Below are 13075 nucleotides of genomic sequence, written 5' to 3' on the forward strand. Positions count from 1 at the left end.
TGGCAGGCCGGTCGACACGGCACAATTGCGAATCCTTTACTGACCCGCATGCCATGCCGTTCAATTTCCCGATTTTCCTGACGTGGGTACGGATCGTGCTGATCCCGCTCGTCGTCGGCGTGTTCTATCTGCCGGACACGGTGATGGGCGGCGCGCACCGCAACCTCGCGGCGGCGGCGATCTTCATCCTCGCCGCGCTGACCGACTGGTTCGACGGGTTTCTCGCCCGCAAGTGGAACCAGACGTCGTCGTTCGGCGCGTTCCTCGATCCGGTCGCGGACAAGCTGATGGTGACGGCCGCGCTGCTGATCCTCGTGCAGATTTCGCGGGTCGATGCGGCGATCGCGCTCGTGATCGTCGGCCGCGAGATCGCGATTTCGGCGCTGCGCGAATGGATGGCACAGATCGGTGCGTCGAAGAGCGTCGCGGTGAACCAGCTCGGCAAGTTCAAGACCGCGTGCCAGATGGTCGCGATTCCGATGCTGCTGTACTACGGCCCGCTGCCGCTCGGCATCGCGACGATCGACACGCGCGTGTGGGGCGAGTGGCTGATGTACCTCGCCGCGGTGCTGACGATCTGGTCGATGCTGTACTACATGAAGCTCGCATGGCCGCAGATTCGCGAGCGCGGCGGCGCGTGACCGGCCCCTGCACGGTCGTTTCCCAGTTTTTTGGAAAAAGGGCTGGAAAAGCCCTTGACACACGAATGTGCCTTCGACATAATCTCGCTTCTCCGCTGCACGACGAAGTAAGTGTGTGACGGGGAAGCAGTAGAAGTAGCGCAGCAATACGCGGGAGTAGCTCAGTTGGTAGAGCGCAACCTTGCCAAGGTTGAGGTCGCGAGTTCGAGACTCGTCTCCCGCTCCAGATTTTTTCTGGCAGCGTGTTGTACGGCAAAGCGCTGCAGATGCAGGACACATGCGGGAGTAGCTCAGTTGGTAGAGCGCAACCTTGCCAAGGTTGAGGTCGCGAGTTCGAGACTCGTCTCCCGCTCCAGATTTTTCTGGCAGCGTGTTGTAAGGCAAAGCGCTGCAGGTGCAGGACAATGCGGGAGTAGCTCAGTTGGTAGAGCGCAACCTTGCCAAGGTTGAGGTCGCGAGTTCGAGACTCGTCTCCCGCTCCAAGTCATGGGGAAGCCACGCTTCCCTTTTTATTTGATGGACCGACGGTCCTTGAATAAAAGAATCTGTCGCTTGCCTTCATGGCATCCGGACAGTCCGCTTTTGGCGCGATAGCAAAGCGGTTATGCAGCGGCCTGCAAAGCCGTTTAGGCCGGTTCGACTCCGGCTCGCGCCTCCAGGTAGGAAGAGAAAAAGCCCTGAGAAATCAGGGCTTTTTCTTTTTCCGGCCCCGCTTTCATCCTTGTAAGAAAGTCGCCTAGAGTGGTACAAAGTCGCCTCTAACCACTCAAGAAACACGCGTAACCACGCCTAAGTCGGCTCTTTGGCCGTATAGGTGAGTTCGCGTCAGTGCATGGCGACCAAGCGACTACGACCTCCGGAACGTGGGAATACATCATCCGACGTTCAAAGCTCCTCCCAAAGCCACTTTCCCTTACCTTCCAGTCCGAAGAAGAGGGCGATGCATATGTCGCTCGTCTTGAGCAATTGCTCGATGCCGGCATTGTGCCGGCTGACGTCATTGAGCAGCGCGAAGCGATCGCGACGACGCTGGACGCTGTTCGGGAGTATCTGCGTCGCTTGTCGGTACCCGACTCCGATGTCCAGGTGTTAAATACGTTGCTCGGCGGCCGGCTGCAATCGAGAGCGCTCTCAACCGTGGACTACGACTGGGCAGAACGATGGGTGACAGCTATGAAGCGTGAGCACCATTTGTCGCCGTCGACGATTCGCCACAATGTCGGGGCGCTCGCACGCTGTTTCGATTGGGTGGTCAAGTCCGGCACTCCAATGCTTGCCGTCAATCCGCTTAGATTGCTGCCTAAGCGCTATGCGACGTATACAGACGAGGATCGCGTGGCCGTTGAGGCGCAAGACGTCGCGGTGAAAGAAGACGTGCATCGCGATCGGCGGCCGAGCGTCGTTGAGGAAGCGGAGATCCGGCGCATTATGGCGGGAGGGAAGCCGAAGGGACGTGAACGAGCCTTCGAGCTACCGTATCGGCCAGCGTTGGTGTTCCTGTTCGAACTTGCGATCGAGTCAGCGATGCGCATGCGTGAAATGTACACACTGGAGATCGCGCAGTTTGACGTTGACCGGCGCACGGCCGCCCTTGAGCGGACCAAGAACGGCAGCAAGCGCGCGGTTCCGCTTACGACAGTTGCGGTAGGAGCGTTTGAGCGTTATGTCGCGGCTGTGAATAGCCTAGATCCAGAAATGGAAGGATTCACGTTTGATGACGGGCGGCTGTTTCCGTGGATTGCCGAGATCGAGGCGGGCATGCGAGCGAAGAATATGCCGCTCCTCAACCGGAAGGTTCTGGAGCGCGTTACGGTGCGGCTGTCGGGCCAGTTCGGCAGGATATTCGACGCAGCCTGCTGTCCAGATCTCGTATTCCATGACCTGCGGCACGAGGCTACGTCACGGCTGTACGAACGGACCACGCTGAGTGATATTCAGATCGCGAAGATCACGGGCCATACTGATCCGAAAGTGCTAATGCGCTACGCGAATTTGCGCGGGAGCGATTTGGCAGCACGGCTATGGTAGCGTCTTGATCTCGGACATTGCCGATTCAGCCAATTGCGTCGTTGCGGTTCGTCGAGGCCGCTTTAGTTGTCTTGTTCCAGTGTACGAAGCAATTCGCGGTAGACTCCTCAGTCGAATGGTGATGGGGCGTTATTGGCAATTGCCGACTTCGGACGCGCCAATACTCGAAAACCACAATCAGTTACGAAAATGGCAAAGCGGAATGTGCGAGGGGAAATGGTGGATAACGACGCTCTTGGTGAGAAAGGGGAGCAACGCTTCGGCGAAATGTGTGCCGAAGCCGGCCTGATTTGTAATAAAGCTGTGCGTGATCGCGCCGGTTGGGATTTTGTCGTCAACTTTGGAGCGCCTGGCGTAGGTAAGCTAGATCAGCGGACAGGGGCGCTGTCGTGCTACGTGCAGGTTAAAACGATTCTCGACGAGTCGCGCTCTGCAAAGCTCAAGCTAAATATGGCGGAGCGCCTCGCAAAAGAGCCGAAACCATCTTTCATAATGGTTTTCAAGGTTGATGCAAATAAAAATTACACGGGTGTTTTTCTAATTCATATTGCCGATAATAGGTTGGGGGCGATACTGAGGCGGTTGCGTGAAGAGGAGAAAAAGGATCCGGAGTGTTCGTCGCTGCATAAAAAGTCAATATCCTTCGTGCCAGTAGTATCGGAGAGAATTGATTTGAACGGCGATTCGTTGAGGGTGGCGCTGCTCCGGTGCATAGGCGACAGTCTTCCGGATTATATTGAGCGTAAGCAGGCCAGTCTCAAGAAGTTGGGGTTTGGCGAGCAGCCGTACTCAGTAACAACTACGTTTCAAGGTCTCACCGAATCAGATATGGCCGACGTATTCCTTGGCCTGAAAGGAGAGATTCAGAATACTATTCTTCAGGTTTCGGAAACCCGTTTCGATATCACAATAACTGAACCCGAGTCGATTGGTGCGGTTGTTTTCGAGCCTGCACCTACCGATTCCTGTAGAGTCACGTATCGTGCATCTCCGGCGGATATTCCAATCACATTTCGAGGTGATGTGATGGTTGCGCCGCCGATGATTGGGGTGCTCAAGGCCCGAATCCGATGCGCCTTGATTGATTTTGTAATCGAGAAAATTGGCGGCGATACTGCCGTGCACTATATGTTTTCGCCAAGCGAAAAGAGGTGTACACCGGCGGAGTGGGTTAATCACTGGAAATTCGCGATCGGTCTGCTTTCTGGGGTCGGTATCCTTGAGCTGCAATTTGATAACTTTAGTCATTTGATTAAGATTGAGGTTGCTCCGCGACCGATTCCTAATCATGAAATTATTTTGCGTGATGCCGTAAACTGTCTGCACGTTTTTGATTCGCTATTGAATCTATGTCGTCAGGCGGGCGTTGAATCTGATGTGATGTTTTCGTATGACGATGTGTTTGAAAAGTCGCGATCTATTAGAATATTTGATGCTTTGGTCGCTGGTCGGCAGCCGCCTAAAATCAAAGTGGATGCTGGTACTGAATCGATTCTTCTTGATGAGAAACCGATGTCGACAATCGCCATAGGATGCTTTGCGATTGGAGCGAGAGGGTTTGCGATTTACGGCGTTTCGGATGTGAATATCGATGATCGCGAGTCGCAGGTATCACTGAATGGTTTTAAATTTAAACAAATTCGCGCCATTCCTATGACGGGCGTGGCGCTTAAATCGTTTGTGGAGGATGCGGTAAAGGTGGAGAAAATTAAAAGCTACCTTTATTTTTCGCGATTCAGTTTTGGAGAGGAAGTCGGCGGATCGCCGGCTATTTTACCGCCGGACGTTCCACATCTTTCTGAATAGATTGCTCGCTGTAACAACAATGCGTTGAGCGTTTTTGGCTGCGTTACGATCAATCAGGGTTTGGGATTGTGACGCCGAGCGGCGCAATGCAGTTTGATCGCCGTCTCTGCGTTGGCTGCCCGGCGATAGGCGGGCAGCCAACGGTTCACGCAGGTTGTATCGCGGCTGAGTTGGCGGGTAGTTCAGGAAGGCGAGGTAGCGGTCGCGCTGAGCGCCCCGGGCGACGAACTGGCGTTGCTTGCAATTGGCGTTGAATTGCGGCCTGAGTCCGGCGGTCAGTCTCGGCCCGATCGGGATTTGTGCGCGCTTCGAGCCGTTCGAGGGTCTGCTGTTGTGCCTGTTCGCGCAGGAATGTGACGACGTCGTCTTCGATGAACACCCATGCGCGCCCAATGCGAGCGCCGACAATTTCACCTTGTTGCGCAAGTCTCATTGCCGTTGTGCGGTCGACTTTGAGGAAGTCTGCGCACTCTTGAAGATCAAAGGTTCTCATTCTTGTTTTCCGTGCTCGGGGTCATCGTAGTGGGGACAGCCCGCGGCGATGTACCATGACGCCCGCTGGATCTGCTGGCGCGCGTCGCGAATAATCTGCTGGTTGGTGTTCCACGCGCCAGTGTCGATCACGGTGTCAATGTGGGATGCGACCAACTCGTCTAGGTACTGCGGGGGCAGAGCGTCGAGTTCCCAGCTCGACTCGCCGTATTCGCGCAGATACGCACCGAAGCGTGAGTCGGTGGACTTGGCCGGGTTTTCGGGGGGGCTGCAGCTCCTCGACCTGCTGGATGTTGAGCGCGATGCGCTTCAGGTCGAACGTGTGGCCGCCGAACGTACGCAGGCGTTCGAGCAGGTCGCGCGTCATATCGATGCCGCTCGGGTCGTGGTCGCCCAGATGCAGGACTAGACCGCTTTGGCCTTCGCGCATCGCCGGCAGGATGTCGTTGATCGCAAACTCGCGCAGCACGGTCGACGAGGGGTAGCCGCGCGCGGCGAGCAGCGGTGTGTCGTACCGATGGCAGACGCGTTCAAGCACTCCGACGAGCGCCTCTTTCTCTACGATAACGAACACGCGGCGCGATTGGCCGACCCACATATCTTGGTGATACTGCTCGGCACACGCTTCGATAATCGACGTCGGCGACGTCCATCGGCCACGACGAACGAAAGACCGTGTGCGGTCTTCCAGCATGTCCCAATCGATCAGCCCGGCCAGCTTGGCGTCATTGATGATCGCGGCTGCGCGTTTGTACTCCTGCAGGTTGTTTGGGATGATGTCGCGCGCGACGAGCTGGTAATACAACTGCCGGGTGGTCAGCACGTAGCCCTGCGACTCGTACTCGTCGACGATCGAGTTGATCGTCTCGATGAGGTCGAGCGTGTCGGCCCGGAAGCGCTTCTCTTGATAGCATTGCTTGGTCATGACCGCTCCCCGTTGAGTGTTGCCGGCAGCGCTCGGCCAAGCTGCATCAAGCCGGTTTCCAGCGTGATCCCAGCGGTTGCTGCCCAGGTGCGTGCGTCCTGCGCCGCCTTGTGGCGAGCGAACGATCCGACCTCGTCGGCCATCAGGTCCAGCAGCTCGACGTCGGCCGCGTGCGAGATCTCCGTGATCAACGCGCGGATCTCGTTGCGAAGGGCGTCGAGGCGCGTGAGCCTGCCTTGGCGGATATCCGCCAAGGCTTCGTTCATCTGGATAGGTTTGCGCCGCGCGAGCGGCGCTTCGTCCTTCTGGATCGCTTTTGCGGGCGTCAGCCCGCTGCAGTCCGACTGCGTTGAAGTACCGTTGACGCTCGCCAGAGCGATAGCCGGGCGCTTCTCCGCGTGTTCCCGCTTTCGCGGCAGCGGACGTGGGGTAGAAAGGGCCGGGCGCGGGTTCAATTTGCGGCTCCGGTCGGGAACGGCCATGCGGACGCAGGGCCAAGAGCGAGCTTCGCCTTGTAAGTCGGGAATGCGGCGTCGAGCAGCGCCCGATTCGACGCGATCCGTTGCTTATGCCCGATGGCCGTCAGCACATCCGACAAATCGGGGCGTTCACCCTTCGCGGTGGCAGCGGAGAATTCGGCCGTCATGTCGGGATCGGGCATGCCGATGATCTCGTGCGCCCATTCGAGAATGCGCTTGAATGATGCTTGCTCGGCCTTGGTTCGCCCGTGGACCGGCGATTTGATCGTCTCGATGAGCCGCGCTGCGCCGGAACGAATCGCTTGAACTCGCGTCCATACCGCGCGCGTCTGGGCGATACCTTCAGTGGGTCGCTCGCGAAGCTGGTCCCGGTGTTGTATTCGATCGCGTAAATCCACGCGCCGGGTGCGGGTTGAGCGACGCGAATGTAGGCCAGCGGGCCCTTGATTCTCCCGGTTCGGTCAGGTCCGCATACCGTATCGATAGGCTCGCAGCCACCATTTGCGTCCGGCTCGGAGACCGGCCAGACCTTTCCGGACGAAGGGCAGCCGAGAAGATCGGCGAGCGGCAGCAGCGCAGTGTGTACTGCTTCGATGGTCGGCTTTGCCAGTCGGCCGAAATTCTTGTCATGGAGTACAGCCTGCAGGGCCTGCAAAAGTTGCTTTGACTGTTTCTCACTGATCTTGGCGGGGGCGGTTTGGCGCGACACTGCCTGCACCGGCGCATGTGTCTCGATCGTGGCATCCGCGGCCGTTGACGCGACGAGCGGTGCGGCGTCGCTGTCGGTGCCGCTGTTGGCGGCTGCGGCTACGTGCTCGGGAGAGGGGTTCGCGTCCGGATGCGTATCGAGCAGGGGCGCTGCTTCGAGGTACTTCTTCGTCACCTTCGTCTTGCCAGCTTCAGCGGCTTTGGAGATCCCGACGACGATGCGTTCGAGCGCCTTGTCGCCGCCGTGCAGGCGGATCTGCTCGATGGCCAGTGTGCCGGTACATTGGCCGTTCCGTATGAGTTGATGCAGTTCGGCCGGTGCCCGTTCGAGCAGGCCGACGTTGCGGATCGTTTGATCGGTGACGTTCAAGCGCTTGCAGATGGCGGCAAGCGTCATGCCATGAATGTCGCGCAGCTCTGCGACGGCAGCGGTCAGATCAAGCGGCGACGACTGCTTGCCGTTGTTGCTGAGATAACCGTCGATCACCATTTCGGCGCGGTTGACCGTCTTGGCGTCACGGACGACGACCGGAATCTTTCCGATGTCCTTGCCCGCTTCAATCGCCTTGCCGGCCGCGAGGAAGCGGTGCTGCCCTTTGTATACGAACTGCTTTGGTGGGAAGCTCGAAGGGCAGACGTTCGGATCGAAGACGCTGGCTGCGCCGGGATTGAATCCCATTCGTCTCAAGGAGGAGCTATCCGTCGCGCATCAGCGGTTGGCGAATGCCTTCATCGAACGCTTGGATTGGGCTGCGTGCATTGATCGATACGATCGGCCGCACACGCTGTTCTATCTCGATCCCCGTATTACGAGACGCAGGGGTATGGCGTGCCGTTCCCGTTCGCGGAGTACGAAAAGATGGCCGAGCGGTTGCGCCGTCTCAAAGGTCGCGCGATTGTGAGTCTCAACGATCACCCGGACATTCGACGCGTGTTCGAGGGGTTTTACATCGAGACCGTGCCGATCCAGTACACGGTTGGTGTTGAGGCCGTCGACCGTAACGAGCTGATCATTTTCAGTTGGGATGACGCGTCGCAGCCGGTTGGTCTGTTCTAGCGGATGGCTCGCCCGCAGGACAGCTCCTGCGGCATACCCGGCAATTTTGCGGGGTTTTGAGCGCGGGGGCGAGTTGGTTAAATGTCACATTTGGTCAAGTCGCCTTCCGACTCTCGACATCGGTCTCTTGCTCGGGTAATAGTCGGATCATTAGAAACCGAGAGGGCCTGCATGTGAAGCGGAACTATCTCCGAGTCGGAGACCAATCGACCAGCGGCGGGGTGGTCGTCGACGCTATCCCGACAATGAGTTGCGACGGGGTTGGACTCACCTACGTAGGTGCCAAAGTAACTTGTCCAGCGTGCAAGCGTGTCGGCGTCATCGTTGCAGAGGGGCCGCGTTGGCCGGGTAACTTGATGGGGCACGAAGCTGCGCTGGAAGGCGATAAGGTCGCTTGCGGGTGCAGTCCTCTCCCAACCATGATTGCATCGCAGTCAGAGATGTTTCAGTCCTTCGAGTCGGATGCACTCGTCAGAATGGGGTTCTCTGCGACAGGAGGTCCGGTCGCGCTCGAACTCGCTACCCCGAAGCCATCACAGGGATTCTGTCTCTCGTGCATGGTTGCTGCTGCCAAGAATGCGGCTGCGATGGTCGTTCGCGGGTGAGCGTCGATGAGCATTCAAGCTATCTATTCAGCGATGCAAGAGCGGGCGAGCCTTCCGGTTCGTCTGTTTGTGCTTGTGGATGGGCTGTTGTATTCGGAGCAGGGCGGTTCCGAGCCGCGCCGGGCGCGTGACGCGGCAATTGCGCTGCTTGATGCAACACCAGACGCCCCGCTCGCGGATGCCGGCCCGTGGCTATTCGACTTCGCGGCTGTCGACGGCGATTGCCGGCGTGTGCTCGGGCAGTTAGCGCAGGGTGAATATGGGGTGAGCTGGATTATCAGCGCGTATCAACCGCACCAGCTTGCGGCAGAACTTCGCGACCGGCTCGACGGCATATTGCCGGATGGCCGGTCGGTAATGCTTCGCTATTACGACGCCCGTGTGATGCGGCATTTCGCACCTGCCCTTAGTCCGACCGAGCGGACGACATTTTTCTCCCCGACCTTCGACTGGTTGATCGAGATCGACGGGCAGCTCTTCAGGGCGCATCCCCATGCCGCTTAACCTTACTCCCGCCCACGTGTCTGCACTCACCGAGGGCGAGGCTCGCAATTTCGTTGACGGCGTGCGCCGTGATCTGCTCAAGGCAGATCCTGCTTTGACGCAGGATATCGATCTTCATAACCGGCTCTGGGATGCATATCGCGCCGCTCGATCTCTCGGGATTCAGGATAGCGAGCATCTGGTTCAGTTCTTGAAAATCGAGGCGTATTCGCCGCACTTTTACGAGAAGCCGGCTGCGAAGGCATGGTTGACGAAACCCGGCCGTAGCGCCGATGAGCGTTTTCACGTCTACGTCCAAGAGATCACTTGGCGATCACAACATCCCGATAGCTTGAAAGGAGTTCCGCATGGCGGCACCGTTAATCCCTCTAGTGACAGCCGCAGCAGCGGAAGCGGGGCCGGTATTGTCGGCTATTGGAAGCGCTTTATTGGGGGGCGTGGCAGTAGCGGGGATCGGTAGCCTTCGGGGCGACGTCAGCAAGATGGACGAGCAGGCGAAGGCAAAAACGGAATCGCGGACAATGTCCGATTCCACTGCGCCTTGCAAGAAGTGCCCACCCGAACAGACGGGCAAGCTTGTGCGGAGCCGACACGGCGCAAACTGGCCGGCGTACCGATATCAGGCGCGCGTAACCGGATTTGCGTTCGATACGGAGAGCTGCCAGTGGAGCGACGAGTGGGAGTGGCTTGGAATCGATTTTGACGGGTTCAAGCCGCAAGAGTGCTTGCTGCAAGAGGCCAAGGGGAACTATGACCAGTTCCTTGATGGATCTATTCCGAAGTCCGAACAGTTCTTCAAGGGCTTTCGCCATATGCGCGATCAGGCGATCAAGCGCGCGATGCGGGTCAAGGCGAATCCGCCGACGCGGCTACGGTACTATTTCCAAGGGCCGTTGACCTATAGGCGGATGTCGGTATGGTTTAAGACCATGTCGATCGAGTCGGAGTATTTTCCGTAAATTCCTACCATCATGAAAATTGATTCCTTCATCAAGGCCGGCGGGATCGAGGTGTTCGCTTTCTCGCAAACACTCGCGAAGGTCGGTGCGATTGTTGATGTAATGGCGGCAGCGGCTCCGGAACTGTCGCGTCCGAATTGGCGAATGCAGGGCGATACGCTCGAAGAGGCTCAGACGGGCGAGGTGTACGCGGCCGATGGCCAGCCCAGTAGCACGGCGGTCGCGGCGCTGGAGAATGAATACCGGGGCGAAGAAACGTCATCGCTCGGGATATGGGACGGCAGCGCCGACGATTCCATCGGCGCGTCCGTAGAGGTCTTCGCCTGCGGTGGGCATTTCCCTGACACGGTTTCAATTGGCGCGCGCGGGGCGTTTATCGACAACAAGGATCTTGTGGCTGGTGTTGTAGTCAAGACCGCACAGGAATTTTTGCCGGCCGTGATCTCGGCCGCACCTGATGGCTACTCGGAGAAGCAGGCGTTTCAGGATCGCCCCGGTGTCGGTTGGATGATCTATCTGCCGGTGGAGCTGACCACTCAACAGATTCCCGAGGCGCAGGAGATCGTGCCCGTGCTATCGGCAGACCGGAAGAAGCGGCTCGGGACGATCCTCGTCAGCATCAAGGATGAGGTGTTCTCGACTGACAACGAGGAGCACCTGGCCGTGGCGCACGACATCGAGGCGCGACTCATTTCTATGGACTTGCTGCCGCTCCTATCTGAAATCTGAATACAACTCGGTGTCAGTGGGGCAATATCGTTGGGGCCGAGCTTATCGGTTGCTGGAATGTTTGGGTGCGCTTTCGGGGGAAATAAAGTGATAGGGATGTATCCGCGATTGGCTAAAGCTTCGCTTGTGGGCTTGTGTGTTGTCTGTGTTTTCGCGCTTTTGACATTTTTAGTTGGGCGTGCATTAGGCGACGAGCATGCGCAGTACGTAAGCAGGGCATTCCTTTTGTTTGTTTTTTTGGTTTTTCCGATTCTTGGGGCGGCGAATTACTTTTCTAATCCAATTGATCGGGAGATTAAGAATGTTAATTTTCAAGATGACCCGGCTTTGAAGCAATTGCTTCGACCGCTGATTGATGGGTTGGGTCTTCAGGTTAGAGTCGGGCGGTATCCTGCTGACGAATTAAATGCGTTCGCCATTTCGTCTGTACTGGAGAAGAAGGCGTTGATTGCGTTCTCGACGGGGTTAATCGATGCTGCAAGTCCTTCGCAATTTCTTGCTATTGCGGCGCACGAGGTTGCTCATGTGAAGAATGGGGATGCACAAAACAAGACCTATATTCTGTCGTTTAGTCACGCTGTTCGTATGTATCCGTGGATGCTGTCCGAGCTTTCTAAAACCGTGATTAAATCGACGCTTCAGGTTGCTGCTGTTCTTGGGGTGCTATTTGCAGTGCTTGCATGGGCACTTAGTGGCACCCCTGCGGCATTGAAAATGGTCGGATCGTTGCTTGGCCTCGCTATCCAAATCGGATGGCTGCCAGTGGTGATTGTTGCGGTTTTTTATGCTTTGAATTGGGCGTTAACTTCGATGTTTTACGCTTACAGTCGAGCACGAGAGTTTGCCGCGGACGCGGACGGTGCAGCAATGACGAGCCCGGCAGACATGAAGTCCGCTCTACGCTTGCTTACTGATACGCGCCGAAGTGTCAGCGTATTCGATACCCATCCGCCACTCGAGCAGCGGCTCGCCCGTCTTTAAACGCACGGAGTCGACCCAGCCAGCTTACTTGAGGTCGCGCTACGTCCTAGAGGTGAAAAAGCCCGCTACGAGCGGGCTTTTTTATGTGCTACGAATTTGCTGCAGCAAAGGGTGGGAGCCTTGCTGGATAAGCCTGTCGCTTATCATTCCATCCCCTGAGCTACTGCGCGGGCCGACCCGCACGTAATACAGTTCTCAACCCTGAGACGATATGGCGATCATCGGGGGCGTCGAACTTCCGCAAATAGCGCTCTGCAAGCGCGGCCTGCCGTCCGTCCGTCGCGTAAACATACTTGTCTGCGACCTCAGCCGATTCTCGATTGACAGTGCGGACAAGATCTCGTTGATTTTCGGCGGCCACGTGACAAATTGCCATGCAATCGTTTGACGCTAAGAAGAGTTGCGTTGGCGACAGTGGAAGTGCGAAAAGAAATAAGTCTGTCATTCGCCCTTCGAGCAGAAGAGGGCGATCGCCGATAACGAAATTGACGTTGGATGCGGTGATAGGATGCACCGCCCAGTGAGCTTTAAGAAAAACATCATTGAGCAGTTGCGACTGAATGATGATCTCAAGTGCGCGCTTTGACGCGTTGTCGAGTCGCCAAGCTGCGTCTGTTCTGAGATATTGCTCCAGCGTGGTTCCTTCGAGCTGTGCTTTGATTTCCTCCGGCGGTTCAATGTCCTTGACATCGCGCAACATCATCTGCCGGCCAGCGTCGCAAAGATATTGAACCATCGACGGAACCCGAACCATCTGCGCAACGAGGAAGCGCGACCAATGCGAGCGCTCGTCCTCAGACAATGTTCCGAGTTGGCCGTCAAGTAGCTTTACGTGGACCGGAGCGCTTGGTTCATCGACGAGCTTGGTAAACAGTTCGCGCTCGAGGCTAGTATCCACGTCTCCGGAGGGATTCATCTGTGAATAGAGATCACGTTGGAATCCCGCTCCGCGCGAGCCGCATCGACCAGTGTTCAGTGCGCCAGTCGGAAGCCATTCGAAATAAGTTACCTTGTTATCGACACCGATCCACCGTTTTAGTAAAAAATCGGGGACATAGTGATTGTTTCTGGGTTGATTGCGCATCGATGATCCTGTTCCTGGAAGCGACGTTCTCGCTCTGTGGTGCCTATCGACCGAGGTGGTGCACAATTATCCGTTAT

The 13075-nt window shown here is 57.2% G+C and carries 15 protein-coding genes, 4 tRNA genes and 1 pseudogene; 14 read left to right on the forward strand and 6 right to left on the reverse strand.

Translation table 11 applies throughout. From position 1 onward, the window contains the following. The first annotated feature begins 53 nt into the window (after positions 1-53). The 7 genes from pgsA to U4012_RS11160 all read left to right on the forward strand — a co-directional run bounded on the left by pgsA (position 54) and on the right by U4012_RS11160 (position 4475). Positions 54-641 carry a CDP-diacylglycerol--glycerol-3-phosphate 3-phosphatidyltransferase gene (gene pgsA, locus U4012_RS11130; protein ID WP_006757520.1) on the forward strand — a complete coding sequence of 196 codons (588 nt, stop codon included), beginning with the start codon at positions 54-56 and terminating at the stop codon, positions 639-641. Positions 642-791: 150 nt separating this feature from the next. Then, positions 792-867, forward strand: a tRNA-Gly gene (locus U4012_RS11135). Between the two features lie 53 nt (positions 868-920). Continuing rightward, positions 921-996, forward strand: a tRNA-Gly gene (locus U4012_RS11140). 51 nt (positions 997-1047) lie between these two features. Beyond that, positions 1048-1123, forward strand: a tRNA-Gly gene (locus U4012_RS11145). A gap of 102 nt (positions 1124-1225) precedes the next feature. Beyond that, positions 1226-1299 (forward strand) — tRNA-Cys (locus U4012_RS11150). Between the two features lie 170 nt (positions 1300-1469). Continuing rightward, the gene (locus U4012_RS11155; RefSeq protein ID WP_321798434.1) at positions 1470-2669 is read left to right on the forward strand and encodes a site-specific integrase; all 1200 of its coding nucleotides are present in this window, start codon (positions 1470-1472) and stop codon (positions 2667-2669) included. 132 nt (positions 2670-2801) lie between these two features. Continuing rightward, positions 2802-4475, forward strand: a complete 1674-nt coding sequence (locus U4012_RS11160) for a hypothetical protein (RefSeq protein ID WP_321798436.1) — start codon at positions 2802-2804, stop codon at positions 4473-4475. A gap of 145 nt (positions 4476-4620) precedes the next feature. Here the strand turns inward: U4012_RS11160 and U4012_RS11165 are convergent, their stop codons facing one another. From U4012_RS11165 to U4012_RS11185, 5 genes are all read right to left on the reverse strand, one after another. Further along, the gene (locus U4012_RS11165) at positions 4621-4968 is read right to left on the reverse strand and encodes a helix-turn-helix domain-containing protein (RefSeq protein ID WP_321798438.1); all 348 of its coding nucleotides are present in this window, start codon (positions 4966-4968) and stop codon (positions 4621-4623) included. Positions 4969-5103: 135 nt separating this feature from the next. After that, a complete protein-coding gene (locus U4012_RS11170) occupies positions 5104-5892 on the reverse strand; it encodes a hypothetical protein (RefSeq protein ID WP_321798440.1) in 789 nt (262 codons plus the stop codon). After that, a complete protein-coding gene (locus U4012_RS11175; protein ID WP_321798443.1) occupies positions 5889-6374 on the reverse strand; it encodes a hypothetical protein in 486 nt (161 codons plus the stop codon). The genes U4012_RS11170 and U4012_RS11175 overlap by 4 nt, the downstream gene beginning before the upstream one ends. Continuing rightward, complete coding sequence (locus tag U4012_RS11180) at positions 6344-6553, reverse strand: hypothetical protein (RefSeq protein ID WP_321798445.1); 210 nt, start codon at positions 6551-6553, stop codon at positions 6344-6346. Before U4012_RS11180 ends, U4012_RS11175 begins: the two co-directional genes overlap by 31 nt. After that, positions 6535-7758, reverse strand: a complete 1224-nt coding sequence (locus U4012_RS11185) for a pyridoxal phosphate biosynthetic protein PdxJ (protein ID WP_321798447.1) — start codon at positions 7756-7758, stop codon at positions 6535-6537. The genes U4012_RS11180 and U4012_RS11185 overlap by 19 nt, the downstream gene beginning before the upstream one ends. On the opposite strand from U4012_RS11185, the pseudogene U4012_RS11190 reads away from it, so the two are divergent. The 7 genes and pseudogenes from U4012_RS11190 to U4012_RS11215 form a co-directional block, all read left to right on the forward strand. Beyond that, positions 7676-8136, forward strand: a pseudogene (locus U4012_RS11190) (DNA adenine methylase); the annotation flags it as partial. The gene U4012_RS11185 and the pseudogene U4012_RS11190 sit on opposite strands and share 83 nt — an antisense overlap. 173 nt (positions 8137-8309) lie before the next feature. Next, positions 8310-8741 (forward strand): PAAR domain-containing protein, encoded by a 432-nt coding sequence (locus U4012_RS35915; protein WP_174414472.1) that lies wholly within the window; start codon positions 8310-8312, stop codon positions 8739-8741. A gap of 6 nt (positions 8742-8747) precedes the next feature. After that, positions 8748-9245, forward strand: a complete 498-nt coding sequence (locus U4012_RS11195) for a DUF4123 domain-containing protein (protein ID WP_321798449.1) — start codon at positions 8748-8750, stop codon at positions 9243-9245. Further along, a complete protein-coding gene (locus U4012_RS11200) occupies positions 9235-9705 on the forward strand; it encodes a hypothetical protein (protein WP_321798451.1) in 471 nt (156 codons plus the stop codon). The genes U4012_RS11195 and U4012_RS11200 overlap by 11 nt, the downstream gene beginning before the upstream one ends. Before the next feature lie 61 nt (positions 9706-9766). Further along, a complete protein-coding gene (locus U4012_RS11205) occupies positions 9767-10204 on the forward strand; it encodes a restriction endonuclease fold toxin 5 domain-containing protein (protein WP_370448779.1) in 438 nt (145 codons plus the stop codon). Positions 10205-10216: 12 nt separating this feature from the next. Beyond that, complete coding sequence (locus tag U4012_RS11210; protein ID WP_321798456.1) at positions 10217-10933, forward strand: Imm52 family immunity protein; 717 nt, start codon at positions 10217-10219, stop codon at positions 10931-10933. A gap of 96 nt (positions 10934-11029) precedes the next feature. Continuing rightward, positions 11030-11914 (forward strand): M48 family metalloprotease, encoded by an 885-nt coding sequence (locus U4012_RS11215; RefSeq protein ID WP_321798458.1) that lies wholly within the window; start codon positions 11030-11032, stop codon positions 11912-11914. A gap of 160 nt (positions 11915-12074) precedes the next feature. On the opposite strand, the gene U4012_RS11220 is transcribed toward U4012_RS11215, so the two are convergent. Further along, entirely contained in the window at positions 12075-12998 is a 924-nt protein-coding gene (locus U4012_RS11220; RefSeq protein WP_321798461.1) for a DUF4238 domain-containing protein, read from the reverse strand. Positions 12999-13075 lie beyond the last annotated feature (77 nt).

This window comes from Burkholderia sp. BCC1988 (assembly GCF_905339895.1).
Taxonomy (GTDB): Bacteria; Pseudomonadota; Gammaproteobacteria; order Burkholderiales; family Burkholderiaceae; genus Burkholderia.

Excerpts from the sequence above, each read along its gene's own strand:
- pgsA (WP_006757520.1), top strand. The coding sequence starts at position 54 with ATGCCGTTCAATTTCCCGATTTTCCTGACGTGGGTACGGATCGTGCTG.
- U4012_RS11165 (WP_321798438.1), bottom strand. The coding sequence starts at position 4,968 with ATGAGAACCTTTGATCTTCAAGAGTGCGCAGACTTCCTCAAAGTCGAC.
- U4012_RS11170 (WP_321798440.1), bottom strand. The coding sequence starts at position 5,892 with ATGACCAAGCAATGCTATCAAGAGAAGCGCTTCCGGGCCGACACGCTC.
- U4012_RS11175 (WP_321798443.1), bottom strand. The coding sequence starts at position 6,374 with ATGGCCGTTCCCGACCGGAGCCGCAAATTGAACCCGCGCCCGGCCCTT.
- U4012_RS11180 (WP_321798445.1), bottom strand. The coding sequence starts at position 6,553 with ATGCCCGATCCCGACATGACGGCCGAATTCTCCGCTGCCACCGCGAAG.
- U4012_RS11185 (WP_321798447.1), bottom strand. The coding sequence starts at position 7,758 with ATGGGATTCAATCCCGGCGCAGCCAGCGTCTTCGATCCGAACGTCTGC.
- U4012_RS11195 (WP_321798449.1), top strand. The coding sequence starts at position 8,748 with ATGAGCATTCAAGCTATCTATTCAGCGATGCAAGAGCGGGCGAGCCTT.
- U4012_RS11200 (WP_321798451.1), top strand. The coding sequence starts at position 9,235 with ATGCCGCTTAACCTTACTCCCGCCCACGTGTCTGCACTCACCGAGGGC.
- U4012_RS11205 (WP_370448779.1), top strand. The coding sequence starts at position 9,767 with ATGTCCGATTCCACTGCGCCTTGCAAGAAGTGCCCACCCGAACAGACG.
- U4012_RS11210 (WP_321798456.1), top strand. The coding sequence starts at position 10,217 with ATGAAAATTGATTCCTTCATCAAGGCCGGCGGGATCGAGGTGTTCGCT.
- U4012_RS11215 (WP_321798458.1), top strand. The coding sequence starts at position 11,030 with ATGTATCCGCGATTGGCTAAAGCTTCGCTTGTGGGCTTGTGTGTTGTC.
- U4012_RS11220 (WP_321798461.1), bottom strand. The coding sequence starts at position 12,998 with ATGCGCAATCAACCCAGAAACAATCACTATGTCCCCGATTTTTTACTA.